The following is a 14055-nucleotide window of genomic DNA, read 5'->3' on the forward strand; positions in this document are numbered from 1 at the left end:
CACCGGGATACAGGTCCTGGTAATCAGCGGCTCCGTACCAAAGTAAACGCTTTCTTGACCCATGTACAGCCTTTTGCTAATTTTTGAGAAAGCGTTTTCTGACGAAGCCGCCCGCGCGCCGAAGAAGTCCGGCGTGCGCTTTCGCGCATCATCCGCACCGAAAAGGCAGGACACCATTGTTCCCCAAGCACGGCGACTGCCATGACCACTGCTGACATGGCCGCAGCGCCCACCCGCCCCAGCGCTCTTGAGCGCTACGAGGATTGGCCCGCTTACGTTGCCCGACATCCCTTCGCGGCAGCCTCTCCACGTGCCCAGCAGCTTGCCGACACACTCGGAGTTCCAGCTATTGGCCCGGCTCCCGAATACAGCGTGGACTCGGTAACCGAACACGACGGCGTCATCACCTCCCGCCTGTCGTGGCAGCTTGGATTCGGGCCAAGAACCTCGGCTTGGTTCGTGCGGCCGGCTGGCTCCATAGGCCCGCTGCCCGGGATACTGGCTCTTCACTGCCACGGTGGGATCAAATCCCATGGCGCGGGGCGGCTGGTGTTACTTCCACAAGACGAAGAGAACGACGCCGACGCCACCACGGGGAGCGGGTTCGGTCCCGTGCCGGCTCAGTTGCGGGAAAAGCTCTACGGTGGGCGGTCCTTCGCTACGTGGCTTGCCCAGCAGGGTTTCGCCGTCCTGGCGCACGACGCCTTCATGTGGGGCAGTCGCGGCTTCGGCCTGGAAACCGAGCCTTGGCGGACGGCCCAGGCCGTCAACGGCCAGCAGGCACTGTGGCGGGAGGCCGGCGTCGAACCTTCCGCGGCGGATCTTTACAACGCAGCAGCGGCAGACCACGAACAGACTGTGGCAAAAGCCGCGACGCTCCTGGGCAGCAGCATCGCCGGAACGGTCGCGCATGACGACCTCGCGGCGCTAGGCATCCTGGCGTCCCTCCCCGGCGTCGATCCGGGACGCCTTGGATGCACCGGATTTTCAGGCGGTGGCGGCCGGGCCATGGTGCTCGCCGCGCTCAGTCCCCTGATCCACAGCTATGTGGTCACGTGCATGATGACCACCTTCGCGTCCCTGCTGCCCTCGTACCTCGATGCCCATTCCTGGTTGCTCCACTCCCCTGGCCTGTCAAAGCTGGGGGATTGGCCCGATCTGGTGGTGCGTTCAACTGCCGGAGCTGTCCTGGTCCAGTACGCACTTGCCGACGAACTGTTTCCAGAGGCAGGAATGCGCGACGCCGATGCCCACCTTTCGCAGCGGATGCCGGCTGGGCGGTACACAGGCAGCTTTTGGCCCGAGCCCCATGTTTTTTCCACCGCCATGCAGGAAGAGGCGGCAGCATTCCTCTCCTCCAACCTCCGGGCAAAACCCCATCGTTTCCCCACAACTGATCCCGCTAGGACAGCACTATGACTTCGCCCTCAACGGCCGCCGGCACCAACGTGGCCATTCCCAACCAACTGCCCCGGGTAGCACTCGTTGGCGTTCACGGATTCGGCGAAAGGCACCTTGAAAACCTCCGTCGGCTCGGTTCTGCCGGAATGCTTGAACTAGTAGCTGTTGCCGATCCAATGCCGCCGGCCCAGGACCAGTTGCCTCCTGAGGTGGGCGTCTACAGTTCCCTGGAGGAGCTGCTGGCTGCGGGAAGAGCCCCCGACGTCGTCATCATTTCCACCCCTATCCAAACCCACGCCCCGCTGGCGCTCACGGCGCTCGGGGCAGGCGCCAACGTTTACCTCGAAAAGCCTCCCGTGGCTTCCATGGCGCAATACGAAAGCGTGCTTGCAGCGGCGGCGAGCGCCGGGCGGCTGGTTCAAGTCGGTTTCCAGAGCCTTGGTTCGCACGCCCTTCCCGCCATTGAAAAGTTTGTGGCCTCGGGGGAAATCGGCGAGGTCCGCGGCATCAGCGCCACCGGTCTATGGCTCCGGACCAAGGGCTACTTCAAACGCTCCCGCTGGGCCGGGAAGCGAAGCCTGAACGGTACGGATGTGGTGGACGGCGTAGCGACGAACGCCTTGGCACACGCTGTCGCTACTGGGCTGCGACTCGCAGGTGCCAGGACCCTTGCCGACGTCGAAGTGGTCGAAACCGACCTATACCGTGCGAATGACACCGAGAGCGATGACACCTCCGTGATCAGGGTCCGGACCGTGACAGGCACTGTGCTGACCTGTGCCTTGACGTTGTGCGCACCAGTGCAGTCAGCGCCATCGGTGACCATCTACGGCACACTCGGGCAGATCACGCTTTCCTACACGGAAGACAGTGTGGAGGTCACCACTCCCAGCGGGATCCGGACTGAGACTTTCGGGCGGACGGACCTGTTGGAAAACCTCCTGTCTGCGCAGACCGAACAGGATCTGCTGAGCCCCCTGAGCGGAGCCGGCGCCTACATGTCCGTGCTGGAAGCGGTCCGAACCTCGGACGCACCCACGCTCATCCATCCAGACCATGTGACATGGCTGGGTGACGGCGACGACGCCCATGCCGTGGTGCAGGGCATCGAATCGTGGATCCGCCGTGCCACCCTGGGGCAAGCCACTTTCGCGGAACTCGGGGCGCCGTGGGCGGCGAGTACCGCTGCAGCAGTCAAGCCAGAACTGAAGGTCAACGGCACAGCCGTCGCCACCATCCAGGACGGCTCCCACATCCGGCCAACCTCCTCGCCGCGTCCATACCTCCACCCCGTCCGAACCCTTGCCGGCACGGTCGTAAGCGACCACATCCCGGAAGACCATGTGTGGCACCTTGGGGCAGGGGTCGCAATCCAGGACGTGGACGGTATCAATTTCTGGGGTGGCCGGACCTACACCCGCGACGCCGGAGCTTACGTCTGGCGAAAGGACCACGGCCGCGTGGTCCTTGAGTCTGCCGAGCACAGGGATAGCGCCGACCACAGAGACGGGCGGCGGCGCGAGCTGTTGAGCTGGATCGGCCCTGACGGTACCCCTGTCCTCCGCGAACAGCGCGAGTGGCGCTGGGCCGCCGTCGGGAATTCTGCCTGGCAGCTGACGCTGGACTTCAGGCTCGAATCTGCAACAGGACGTCCGGTGCAGCTGGGCAGCCCCGGTTCCAACGGAAGGGCGCAGGGCGGTTATGGCGGCTTCTTCTGGCGCCTGCCGAGGGTTAGCGACGCGACCATCTGGACCCCTGATTCGCGTGGTGAAGATGCCGTCCATGGCAGCGTCGCGCCCTGGCTGGCTTGGTCAGGAACTTTCGACGCCGGAACGGGCAGCGGTCATACTGCAGGGGATCCGGGCCTGGGTCATCCGGCCACGCTCGTCTTCCTGGCATCCCCCCAAGCCCCGGACCCATGGTTCGTTCGACACTCGGGTTATCCGGGTGTGGGGCTGTCCTTGGCGTGGGAGTCGCCGGTGGCTGCAGAGCCCGGCCGTCCTGTGCGTCGCACGGTCAGGGTGCTCATCGCTGATGGCTTCCTGGCCACTCAAGACATTGAACAGCTCATTTCAACCCAGGGGGACCCAGCATGACCGCTCCGACTCAATTAACGCCGGCTCTGACTGCCGTCACTGCGCCCGGCAACGTCGCCGACCGAGCGGTGAAACGCCGCCGCATCATGGACATCCTGGACCGCTCGGGTCGCGACTCGCTTCTGCTCACCACCAACACGGCACTCACCTGGTACTTGGACGGCAGTCGGGTCCATATCAGTCTGGCAGGGGATCCCATTGCCGCCCTCCTGGTGGATCGAACCGGGGATCACCTGGTCACGTTTAATAACGAAGCCGGCCGGATCGAGGCGGAGGAACTGCCGGAGGGCGTCAACCTGCACAGTATTCCGTGGCATGGCCAATTGCATGCCTCTGCGGCAGGGCTGGCCGACGATGGGAATCCGCTGATGGAGGCGGCTGTCGCGGGGGAACTTCGGGCAGCACGGCAGCAGCTCCTGCCCGCGGAGACAGCCCGTTATGCCGAATTGTCCGCAGATGCAGCCAGCGCGATGACGGACGTCCTCACGGCCGCAACGCCCGGGACAACGGAGTTCGAGCTGGTCTCAGACCTTGCTGCCCGGATCGTGGCAGTGGGCGCCGAGCCGCTTGTCCTGCTGTGCAACGGTGCTGCCCGGAGCGCGTTCCGCCACCCGCTGGCAACGCATGCTCCCATCGGCCGCAGGGCCATGGCCGTGGTTTGCGCCCGGCGTCGTGGCTTAGTGGCCAACGTGACCCGTTGGGTAGCTTTCGACGCCGGTACTCCACAAGAGCTCGACGCCGAAGCCCGCATCGCGGCAGTTGAGTCGGATATTTTCCGGGCCGCCGTGCCCGGTGCCAAGCTCAACGAGGTCTTCGGTGAGATCAAGGCGGCCTATGTGCGCCACGGATTTGGTGCCGAGCAGTGGACGCTGCACCACCAGGGTGGTCCTGCAGGCTATGCGGGCCGTGATCCGCGGGTCACCGCGGAAGTGACGGACAGGATCGTCCTCAACCAGCCATTCACGTGGAACCCCTCCGGGCCAGGCGTGAAAATCGAAGACACGGTGCTGCTCACGGATTCCGGCCTCCGTGTCCTGACCACTGACGACCGTTGGCCAACCACCGAAGTGGACGGCCGCCGTCGTCCGATCACCCTGCGGCCCTAAGCCGCACCAAACCTCAACCAACACGAAGGGGCGGGGTCACCGCAATGGTGACCCCGCCCCTTTCGTCCGCCCCTACCCAAGTAAGTTAGCGGGCGTTAGCCCAGTGTCAGTACGCCGTCCACCCGACGCGGGATGCCCAACGGGTTCGACTCGCGCAGGGCCGGGTGCAGGATGTTGTCCGGCGCGTCCTGGTAAGCCACCGGACGCTGGAAGCGGCGGACCGCGGTGGCGCCCACGGAGGTGAACAGCGATGTGGTGGCGGGGTATGGTCCTCCGTGCTGCTGCGACCAATTCACGGCAACGCCAGTGGGCCAACCATCAAACAGGACCCGGCCGACGAGCTCACTCAGCTGCTCCACGAGCGCCGAAACGTCCTCACCCGGCTGCGCATGGACAGTGCCGGTGAGGCTGCCCGGAACCTTGGCGAGGGCTTGGGAAAGCTCTTCGTCATTGGCGTACTCAATGAGGAGCGTGGTGGGCCCGAAGCACTCTTCCAGCAACTCATCAGGACGCTCCAGCACGTTGGCGGCGCTTGTGGAGAACACCACCGGCGCGGCGCCGTCGGCCAGGCTGTCCTGATCCACAGTGCCACTCACCACCGAAACACCCGGCTGCTCCGCAACACTGCGCAGGCCGTAAGGGTAGGCCTCCGCGATCCGCTCAGTCAGCATGGCCGCGGTCGGCTTGTCCTTACTTGCCTCTGCTACCTGGGCAGCGAAGTCGGTGCCAGCGGGGATAAAGACGAGCCCGGGCTTAGTGCAGAACTGCCCCGCGCCTTGGGTGAAGGAACCAGCCAGGCCAGCCGCAAGTTCGTGGCCGCGGTCGGCCAGGGCAGCATCAGTGATAACCACCGGGTTCAGGCTGCCCAGCTCGCCGTAGAACGGGATCGGCTCCGGACGGGACGTTGCGAGGTCGAACAGCGCGCGGCCGCCGGGGATGGAACCAGTGAAGCCCACGGCCTTGATCGCGGGATCCTGCACCAGGGCGGTACCTGCCTCGCGTCCGCTCACGAGGGCGAAGATTCCGTCCGGAGCGCCGGCACTGGTCAGGGCTTCGGTCACGATCTCGGCAGTCCGCTGGGATAGGCGGAGGTGGCCGGAATGTGCTTTGACGATCACCGGGCAACCGACAGCCAGCGCCGATGCGGTATCGCCGCCGGCCACCGAGAACGCGAAGGGGAAGTTCGACGCCGAGAACACGGCCACCGGTCCAATCGGACGCAGGATGCGGCGCAGGTCAGGCTTGGGCGGGGTGGCGGCAGGATCCGCGTGGTCGATGACGGCCTCCAAGTACGAGCCCTCCGTGACGACCTTCGCGAACAGCCGGAGTTGGCCGCTGGTCCGGGCTACCTCTCCGGTGAGCCGAACCGTACCAAGGCTGGTTTCGGAGTCAGCTATGGACACCAGTTCCGTCACGTTGGCGTCCAGGGCGTCGGCGACAGCGGTCAGCCAGGCTGCGCGCTCGGCGTCGGACGCTGCGGCGGTCACTTTGAAGGCTGCGGCGGCAGCGGCCGTCACCGCGGTCAGGTCAAGAGTTGCTGTACTCAATGTGGTTTCCTTTACTCTCAGGGTCGGAGCTGCTCTCAAGGACGGAGCTCTCATGTGCGGTCGGATTCGCGGCAAAGTCGAAGCCAAGGCCTGGACGGCCTACGGAACTGAGCCTGCTGTTGCGGATTCGGATGGGAGAGGGCTCAGCGAGGATGCCGAGCTGCTCAAAGGAAGCGTCTTCCACGTCCTCCACGCTCACGGCCTCAGCCAGGGTGAGCGCCAACTGCCCGGAGAGCTCCGGAAGCAGGTGCGGAGCCACCCTGATGCTGTTGGCGCGGGCCAACTCAACGATCCTGCGGAATGGCGTAATGCCGCCCACGCGGACAATGTTGGGTTGGATGATATCCACGGCTTCGGCTTCGATGAAGTCGCGGAAACGGTAGATGGTGTGGACATTCTCGCCCAGCGCGATGGGCACTGGAGAGTGTTTACGCAGGCGCCGGTAAGCCCAGAGATCGTCAGCGCGGATTGGTTCTTCCAGCCATTCCAGTCCGTACTCCCCCAAAACGTCCAAAGCACGGAAGGTGTGGGCCAGGTCCCAGCGTTGGTTGGCGTCAATCATGAGCAGACGGTCCGGGCCGATGACCTGCCGCACTGCGGCAACCCGTTCAGCATCCTCGCGTAGCTCAGGCTTTCCCACCTTGATCTTCACAGCCTTATGACCAGCGGCAACCCAACGCTGTGCCTGCTCCACGAGTTGTTCCAAGGAGTAGTGCAGGTTCACGCCCGAGCCATAGACGTCCACCGATTCCTGGCGTTGACCCAGAAGTGCAGTGACGGAGGTGTCGGACTGACGTGCCTTGAGGTCCCACAGCGCGAGGTCCACGCCGGCCATGGCGATAGTGGTCAGGCCTCCCCCACCTGCCTCGTGCAGACGCTTCCACAGCTGGTCCCACACCGTTTCGGGGTTGGGATCCAGGCCAAGGATGAAGGGGGCGATGTCGTGGTCCAGGAGGGCTTTGACTGCCTGGGGACCAATAGTAGGTGTCCACGAGAAACCATGGCCCACGCCGCCGTCGTCAGTGGTCAGCTCGGTGACGATCACATGGTTCTCGGGCGCTTCAGCACCCCAACTGCGCAGCAGCGGAACCGTGATCAACCGCGTGGTGAGCCCCGTAATGCGCGCTGTCATCAGCTGACGGCCAGCTCGTGGCCCTTGGCCAGGATCGATTTGAGCTCCAACAGTTGTTCGTCTGTGGGGTCGACCAACGGCGGGCGAACAGGGCCTACTGGCAAACCGGCCAGGCGCAGGCCCGCCTTGACGAGCGAAACGCCGAAGCCGGGAGTCTGGTCCCGAAGTCTCACGAGGGGCGCGTAGAAGCCCTCAAGGAGTGCGTTTCGGCGGTCTTCATCACCAGAGACGTAGGCGTCGTAATAGGCCTTTGCGATCTCCGGAGCCATGGCAAAGGCAGCAGAGGAATAGAGCGGGATCCCGAGGCCACGGTAGGCGCCCTGTGTCAGCTCTGCCGTGAGGAGTCCGTTGAAGAGTGCGAAGTCGGTTCGGCCGCTGGCGTTGATGGCGGATACGATTTCCTGCGCCAGGCCGACGTCCCCGATCCCATCCTTGAAGCCGATGACTTTGGGGTTCGCAGTAAGGCGGGTCATGGCTGCGGCAGTGAACTTCGCCGTTCCCCGGTGATACACGATCACTGGCAGGCTACTGGCTGCGGCGATGGCCTCGACGTAAGCAACGACGCCGTCTGTTGGCCCTGTTACGAGGTACGGCGGGAGAACCAGCAAGGCGTCAGCGCCTGCCTCCTCGGCAACCTTGGCGGCAGCAAGGGCGTGGCCCAGCGGGCCGCCTGCGCCAGCGACTACCGGGACAGCTCCGGCAACAGCTTCGACGGCGGCAGTCACCACTGTCCGGATCTCCTCCAGGGAGAGGGCATGGAATTCACCCGTGCCGCACGCTGGGAACACACCTCCGGGGCCGAAAGGAAGGCGTGACGTGATGTGCTCCTTCAGGAGTGCTACGTCCACCGAGCCGTCTTCGGCAAAGGGTGTGACGGGGAAAAACAGTACGCCGTCGAAGTTCATGGTGTCTCCTTGGTTGCTCCCGCCGGGACCAGGCCGGCAGGATTCTCGTCGTCGAGTAGTGCTTGGTCTGATGCTGCTGAATCCGTGCCTTCATAGGGCGGCGTGAGTTCGGTACGCCAGCTGCGCTTGGGCTCCCAGCCAAGCAGCTCACGCGCTTTGCCCACCGAGAACGCCGGGCTGGTGCCGGTCAGGTGTTCGGTGAGCGGGCCGCTGCCGGGCAGGAAACGCGGGAACAGCTCAGCGAGCGGGGAGGTGGCCAAGGCATCCTTGGCTCCGACGAAGAAGACCTGGCCGTTGGGGATGGTGTCCATCTTTTCCAACAAGACGTCCAGGAATTCTGCTACGTCCCGGGCGTCAATGTAGTTGAACAAAGCGGGGGCGGACAAGGCCGGATCGGCAAGGCGGTCGCGGACAGTGTGTCCCTGCTGCGTGAGCGCGCCCTGCCATTCTTCCGGGGAGATGACAAAACAGGGCCGGAATGCCGCATACCGGATCTTGTTGCCTTGCGCCGCGGCGAACATCTGCACTGTTTGTTCGGCGATCAGCTTGGAAAATGCGTAGGCATTCCAGGGCTTGGGCGGCGTCTGCTCGTCCAAGGGGAACGACGGCGGCAGCCAACCGGCGGGTGAGCCGTAGCCCAGGGCGGTGGGGCTGCTTGCCGTAATAATCTTCGGAATACCGGCGTCAGTGGCTGCACTGATCACTGCGTAGGCGAGCCTGGTATTGGTACTGAAGATGACTTCCTCAGGCGCGCTGAAAGGTACGGCGATAGCAGCGAGGTGGATGACGGCGTCGGGGCTTGTTTCCCGGAAAAGCCGCTCCGCTTCTCCCGGGGCCATAAGGTCTGCCGTGTACTGCACGGCATTGGCCGGCAGTTGCTCGGCCGGGATGGCATCGCGATCAACCGAGACCACCTCGTGGCCGGCCTGGGCGAGGCCGGTCACGACGCTGCGGCCAAGGCGGCCGGAACCGCCGGTGACGAAAATCCTGCTCATGGTGTTGTCCTTGTGTAAGTGGCGGGCCGCTAGGCCTGGCCGCGGCTGAGATCGACGCCGAGGCCAAGTTCGCTGATGCGGACAGGGAGTTCAGTGTCCAGGGACTGGTTTCCGGCGATGCCAACTGAGACGGAACGAAGGCCGTCAATGTACCCGGAGGGGCGGCCCAGGGGGTCTACGCCCGGACCGTTGAAGAGGTCTGAGAGCAGCAGGTTGTCGCCGCCTCCGTGGCCTCCTTCGCCGTTGACGATCGGGACTTCGTAGGCAGCCTCCCAGTGACGCTGGACCACCAGGCGCTCACCGTTGCGCCGAACGGCGTCTTCTTCTTCGACAGGCGTGGCGCTCGGGTCCACCACGGTCTTCTTGTCCGTGCTGAACTGAACCGCTGCGCGCTCAATCACCTCGAGTTCGGCCCGGCCTTCCGTACCGTTGACGCTAACCCGGTAGCCTTCCCACGGGCTGTGGGCGTTCAGCGAGTAGCTCAACGTGGGGCCGCCCTGGTAATCAACCACGAGGGCAAGGTTGTCCTCGATGGTGATGCCTTCAGTGAAGACGTCCTGGTCCCGCAGGTAGCCGTCGAACTTTTCGTTGTCGTAGTACAGGGCCTTCAGCCGTTCGTCCTCCCGCATGTCCAGGCGGAACGGATCGCGCGCCAGGCCATCAACGGTGCCGCGTTCGGGGCGGGCAGCCAGGCCGCGTTCGGCAGCATTCTTGTCGCCGTAGAAGCGGAGCCCCCCGGAGGCGAAAACGCGCTCGGGGACGTCATTGATCCACCAGTTGACGAGGTCGAAGTGGTGCGAGGCCTTGTGGATGAGCAGGCCACCGGAGTTCTTCTTCTCACGGTGCCAACGGCGGAAGTAGTCCGCACCGTGGACGGTGTCCAGCACCCAGGTGAAGTCGATGGAGGTGACCTTGCCGATCACGCCGTTTTGGATGATCTCCTTCAACGCGGTGTTGCGCGGCGAATAACGGTAATTGAACGTAACAACGACGTTCCGTCCGGTTTCCGCCACGGCAGCGGTAATGCGGCGGCAGCCCTCAACGTCAATGGTCAGGGGCTTTTCAACCACGACGTCGGCACCCGCCTCGAGTGCCTGGACGATGTAGTCCGCGTGGGTGTAGTCCGGCGTCGTGACGATGACGCGTTCGATGCCGTTGCCCTGGATGAACTCGGTCAGCTTGGCTGGCTCGAAGTATGCCACCGGCTCTGTCCCGCCGAGTTCCTTGATGAGTTCCTGGTAAAACTCCACGCGGCCCTGGTTCACGTCCGACAACGCGACGAGCTCAGCTACGTCAGCGTGCTGTCCATAGATCGCGCGAATGTACATTTCAGAACGGCCGCCGGTGCCGATAAGGGCCATGCGGGTCCGATGACGATCAGCGTATCCGGTGGCGGATGCGGATGTGTCTGCCCCGGGTGAATGGGTCTCGGCGGTGTCGACGTTGACCATGGAAATGCCCCTTTCAAAAGGCAGAGTGAACCGCTTGACGGCCCGGCGTGAACTGGGAAGAATCATGAGAAAGCGTTTTCTCAGAGCGTTATAAGCTTTGTATCAAGACTCTGGCGGTTCCGTCAACCATTGCCCCAACGCAGGGGCAGCACGCGGACTGCCAACCGGAAGGGGCAACATGGCACGGAGGAACACCAATCGGCGGGTTGGCATAGCCGATGTCGCGGAGAAAGCAGGCGTCTCGCACGCCACAGTGTCCCGCGTCATGAACGGTAACGCCGCCGTGGATCCCGGCATCGCCGCCCGCGTCAGGGCTGCAGCGGCCGAACTCAAATATCAACCCAACCCCGTCGGACGAAGCCTGGCCTTGGGCAAGACCGACACCATCGGCATTGTTGTCCCGGACCTGGCCAACCCCACATTCCAGGCCATTCTCCGCGGACTAAGCATTGCGGCAGCCCAGGATGGGTATCGCGTTCTGATCGCAGATTCCTCCGAAGTCACCAGCGAGGAAGCAATCCTTGCCGGAGAAGCCCGCCGCCGCTGTGATGGCGTGGTGCTTTGCGCACCCCGTATGGGCGATGCCGAACTCGAAGAGCTCGCACCAACCCTGCATCCACTGGTTCTCATCAACCGCACCACGGTGGCAACCAACACTCCAAGTCTCAGCGTGGACTACGGCCAAGGCATCCAGCAACTGGCACAGCACCTCGTGACCCTGGGTCACCGGCGTCTGGCCTTCCTCTCCGGACCGGAGCACAGCGCATCCAACCGCCAGCGCTTGGTGGGCCTGGAGCAATTCCGGAAGGAACACCCGGAGATTGAACTCCAAATGCTCCACGGCGGGTCCAACTTCGACTCCGGACATGAATCCACCGAGGCCATCATCGCCAGTGGCGCAACGGGCATCCTGGCCTTCAATGACCTCGTCGCCATGGGTTTGCTCAGCGGCCTCCACGAGCGGGGAGTGCGGGTTCCGGAGGACATCTCGGTAACGGGGTTCGATGACATCCCGTTCGCCAAGTACACCACTCCCCCACTGACCACCGCCGCCGTTCCCATCAATGAACTTGGGAGCCTGGCGTGGCGGCGGATGCGGGAGCAGATCCAGCAAGCCGGAGAATCCACCACGCAAGCCCAGGATGAGTTCTCGCCGCGCATGGAAATCCGCAAGAGCACCGCGGCCCCGGCCTTGAAGCCCGCCTAGAAATGCAACGCGGGGTCACTTATGGCCCATCCGGAAGACCAACATGGGCCACAAGTGACCCCGCGTTGCTCTATTCCCCGGCGGCTTGCGAGCCCACTCCGGCTTCCTTGTAGAAACCCTGGATGTGGGCGGCCACAAGATCTGCTGCCCGGCCGCCGTCGTTGGCGTTGACGGCTGCCAATATCGCGTGGTGTTCCGCCCGAAGCCTGGCCGAAGTGGCCTTCCAGTCAGGCAGGTTTCCCGTGAGTTTCCCGGCGTAATTTTCAATGGCGCCACGCAATGACGCCATCATGGCACTGACCACGGTATTCCCGGCAGCCTGCGCCAGTGCCACGTGGAACCGGGCGTCAAGCGCCAGGAACGTCTCGATGTCCGGGCTGTTGTCCATTTGCTCAAGCAGCGCCGCCGCCTCATCAAGGGCCGGGGCGCCAACCTTTGCCCGCGCAGCCGCCCAGGATTCGAGCAACACGCGCGTCTCCACGATGTCGGCCACGGGAAGGTGTCGCGTTGCCACGTGGAGGCGCAGCGTCGAGCCCAGTGCCGAGCCGGGCTCGGCGATCACTACTGTTCCCGCATCCTTGCCCGAACCAACTCCCGCGCGGACAACACCCATTGCTTCAAGGATCCGCACAGCTTCCCGCACGGATGTCCTGGATACCTGCAGCTGCTCGGCCATGGCCCGTTCTCCGGGGAGGCGTCCTCCGAGGGCGAGGTCGCCGTCGGATAGTTGCTTTTCTATCCACTGCAGGACTAGTTCGTGGGTACGCATACGGGAATACTAGTTGATGTGGTCCAACCACATGGCTTAGAGTGTGGTTAGACCACAGTGGTAGGACCACAGAATTTCAAGGGAGAACCGCATGACCGACACCCTCGATCCGAAGATCACAGCCGCTCCGGCCAATGCCGGCAGCGACGAGAACGTCAGCCGGCCGCCGCAGCCGACCCCCGCCGTCGTGCAACCTCCGGCACTGAAGCGACGCATACCCAAAGTGTCCGATCTGGCCCCGCTGATGCAGTTCAAGAAGCCGGAATTCAGCAAGGCCGCCCGCCTCAAGCGCGCCAGCACCATCTGGGAGCTGCGCGAAATCGCAAAGCGTCGCACGCCACAAGCACCCTTCGACTACACAGACGGCGCCGCGGAGGAAGAAATCACACTGCGCCGCGCGCGCCAGGCGTTCCAGGACATCGAATTCCGCCCCGGGATCCTTCGTGATGTTTCCAGGATTGACCTTCGCACCGACATTTTGGGGAAGGAATCGCGCCTCCCGTTCGGCATCGCGCCCACCGGGTTCACCCGCATGATGCAGTCCGAAGGCGAATACGCTGGCTCGCAGGCCGCAGAAGCCGCGGGTATTCCCTACACGCTGTCCACCATGGGCACTGCTTCGATCGAGGACGTTGCTACAGCCGCTCCGAACGGCCGCAACTGGTTCCAGCTGTACCTATGGACCGACCGCGACCGCTCCCTGGAGTTGATCGAGCGCGCGGCCAAAGCAGGCAACGATACCCTCATGGTGACCGTGGACACCGCTGTAGCCGGGGCTCGGTTGAGGGATGTCCGTAACGGCATGACCATCCCGCCGGCACTTACCATCAAGACCGTCTTGGATGCGTCCTACCGACCCGCCTGGTGGTTCAACTTCCTGACCCATGAACCGCTGACCTTCGCGTCCCTGTCGCGCTACACCGGCACGGTGGCGGATCTCATCAACTCAATGTTCGACCCCACGCTGACCTACGAGGACCTGGACTGGTTGCGTGAAACCTGGAAGGGCAAGCTCGTGGTCAAGGGCATCCAAACCGTTGAGGATGCCCGCAAGGTGGTGGACCACGGCGCTGATGGCATCGTCCTGTCCAACCATGGCGGCCGCCAACTGGACCGGGCACCCATCCCGTTCCACCTGCTTCCCGAGGTCACTTCGGCGCTGAAGGCTGACAACAGCAAGGCTGCCGTCATGCTGGACACTGGCATCATGAGCGGCGCCGACATCGTGGCAGCTCTCGCCTTGGGGGCAGACTTTGCCTTGATCGGACGGGCTTACCTCTACGGACTCATGGCCGGCGGACGCGAAGGCGTGGACCGCACCATCCAGATCCTCGAGAAGGACATGACCCGGACCATGGCGCTGCTGGGCGTCAGCAAAGTCTCGGACCTGAACCCGGACCACGTGCGGCTGCTTCGGCGCTAGCGACCCCATGTACGGGACAGCAC

At 64.0% G+C, this 14055-nt stretch carries 11 protein-coding genes; 5 read left to right on the forward strand and 6 right to left on the reverse strand.

The genetic code is table 11. From position 1 onward, the window contains the following. The first annotated feature begins 201 nt into the window (after positions 1 to 201). The 3 genes from AC1DCM_RS21795 to AC1DCM_RS21805 are packed head-to-tail and all read left to right on the forward strand — an operon-like array spanning position 202 to position 4603. Positions 202 to 1419: a dienelactone hydrolase family protein gene (locus AC1DCM_RS21795; RefSeq protein ID WP_477519691.1), complete on the forward strand. Its 1218-nt coding sequence runs from the start codon at positions 202 to 204 to the stop codon at positions 1417 to 1419. Continuing rightward, positions 1416 to 3497 (forward strand): DUF6807 family protein, encoded by a 2082-nt coding sequence (locus tag AC1DCM_RS21800; protein WP_477519692.1) that lies wholly within the window; start codon positions 1416 to 1418, stop codon positions 3495 to 3497. The genes AC1DCM_RS21795 and AC1DCM_RS21800 overlap by 4 nt, the downstream gene beginning before the upstream one ends. After that, a complete protein-coding gene (locus tag AC1DCM_RS21805; protein ID WP_477519693.1) occupies positions 3494 to 4603 on the forward strand; it encodes a M24 family metallopeptidase in 1110 nt (369 codons plus the stop codon). The genes AC1DCM_RS21800 and AC1DCM_RS21805 overlap by 4 nt, the downstream gene beginning before the upstream one ends. Before the next feature lie 95 nt (positions 4604 to 4698). Here the strand turns inward: AC1DCM_RS21805 and AC1DCM_RS21810 are convergent, their stop codons facing one another. The 5 genes from AC1DCM_RS21810 to AC1DCM_RS21830 are packed head-to-tail and all read right to left on the reverse strand — an operon-like array spanning position 4699 to position 10633. Continuing rightward, a complete protein-coding gene (locus AC1DCM_RS21810; protein ID WP_477519694.1) occupies positions 4699 to 6150 on the reverse strand; it encodes an aldehyde dehydrogenase (NADP(+)) in 1452 nt (483 codons plus the stop codon). Then, positions 6131 to 7282, reverse strand: a complete 1152-nt coding sequence (locus AC1DCM_RS21815) for a mandelate racemase/muconate lactonizing enzyme family protein (RefSeq protein ID WP_477519695.1) — start codon at positions 7280 to 7282, stop codon at positions 6131 to 6133. Before AC1DCM_RS21815 ends, AC1DCM_RS21810 begins: the two co-directional genes overlap by 20 nt. Next, positions 7282 to 8187 (reverse strand): 5-dehydro-4-deoxyglucarate dehydratase, encoded by a 906-nt coding sequence (locus tag AC1DCM_RS21820; protein WP_442018906.1) that lies wholly within the window; start codon positions 8185 to 8187, stop codon positions 7282 to 7284. The genes AC1DCM_RS21815 and AC1DCM_RS21820 overlap by 1 nt, the downstream gene beginning before the upstream one ends. Then, the gene (locus tag AC1DCM_RS21825) at positions 8184 to 9182 is read right to left on the reverse strand and encodes an NAD-dependent epimerase/dehydratase family protein (protein ID WP_477519696.1); all 999 of its coding nucleotides are present in this window, start codon (positions 9180 to 9182) and stop codon (positions 8184 to 8186) included. The genes AC1DCM_RS21820 and AC1DCM_RS21825 overlap by 4 nt, the downstream gene beginning before the upstream one ends. Before the next feature lie 29 nt (positions 9183 to 9211). Further along, the gene (locus AC1DCM_RS21830; protein ID WP_477519697.1) at positions 9212 to 10633 is read right to left on the reverse strand and encodes a Gfo/Idh/MocA family protein; all 1422 of its coding nucleotides are present in this window, start codon (positions 10631 to 10633) and stop codon (positions 9212 to 9214) included. Between the two features lie 178 nt (positions 10634 to 10811). Between AC1DCM_RS21830 and AC1DCM_RS21835 the strand changes: the two genes are divergently transcribed. Beyond that, the gene (locus AC1DCM_RS21835) at positions 10812 to 11840 is read left to right on the forward strand and encodes a LacI family DNA-binding transcriptional regulator (protein WP_477519698.1); all 1029 of its coding nucleotides are present in this window, start codon (positions 10812 to 10814) and stop codon (positions 11838 to 11840) included. 70 nt (positions 11841 to 11910) lie between these two features. Here AC1DCM_RS21835 and AC1DCM_RS21840 read toward each other — a convergent pair whose 3' ends face one another. Beyond that, the gene (locus AC1DCM_RS21840; RefSeq protein WP_477519699.1) at positions 11911 to 12609 is read right to left on the reverse strand and encodes a FadR/GntR family transcriptional regulator; all 699 of its coding nucleotides are present in this window, start codon (positions 12607 to 12609) and stop codon (positions 11911 to 11913) included. Positions 12610 to 12700: 91 nt separating this feature from the next. Between AC1DCM_RS21840 and AC1DCM_RS21845 the strand changes: the two genes are divergently transcribed. Beyond that, positions 12701 to 14032, forward strand: a complete 1332-nt coding sequence (locus tag AC1DCM_RS21845; RefSeq protein WP_477519700.1) for an alpha-hydroxy acid oxidase — start codon at positions 12701 to 12703, stop codon at positions 14030 to 14032. The last annotated feature ends 23 nt before the right edge of the window (positions 14033 to 14055 follow it).

This window comes from Paenarthrobacter sp. 10N417 (assembly GCF_056394745.1).

Bases quoted from the DNA above. Each gene is read 5' to 3' on its own strand.
- AC1DCM_RS21795 (WP_477519691.1), top strand. From the start codon at position 202: ATGACCACTGCTGACATGGCCGCAGCGCCCACCCGCCCCAGCGCTCTT.
- AC1DCM_RS21800 (WP_477519692.1), top strand. From the start codon at position 1,416: ATGACTTCGCCCTCAACGGCCGCCGGCACCAACGTGGCCATTCCCAAC.
- AC1DCM_RS21805 (WP_477519693.1), top strand. From the start codon at position 3,494: ATGACCGCTCCGACTCAATTAACGCCGGCTCTGACTGCCGTCACTGCG.
- AC1DCM_RS21815 (WP_477519695.1), bottom strand. From the start codon at position 7,282: ATGACAGCGCGCATTACGGGGCTCACCACGCGGTTGATCACGGTTCCG.
- AC1DCM_RS21820 (WP_442018906.1), bottom strand. From the start codon at position 8,187: ATGAACTTCGACGGCGTACTGTTTTTCCCCGTCACACCCTTTGCCGAA.
- AC1DCM_RS21825 (WP_477519696.1), bottom strand. From the start codon at position 9,182: ATGAGCAGGATTTTCGTCACCGGCGGTTCCGGCCGCCTTGGCCGCAGC.
- AC1DCM_RS21830 (WP_477519697.1), bottom strand. From the start codon at position 10,633: ATGGTCAACGTCGACACCGCCGAGACCCATTCACCCGGGGCAGACACA.
- AC1DCM_RS21835 (WP_477519698.1), top strand. From the start codon at position 10,812: ATGGCACGGAGGAACACCAATCGGCGGGTTGGCATAGCCGATGTCGCG.
- AC1DCM_RS21840 (WP_477519699.1), bottom strand. From the start codon at position 12,609: ATGCGTACCCACGAACTAGTCCTGCAGTGGATAGAAAAGCAACTATCC.
- AC1DCM_RS21845 (WP_477519700.1), top strand. From the start codon at position 12,701: ATGACCGACACCCTCGATCCGAAGATCACAGCCGCTCCGGCCAATGCC.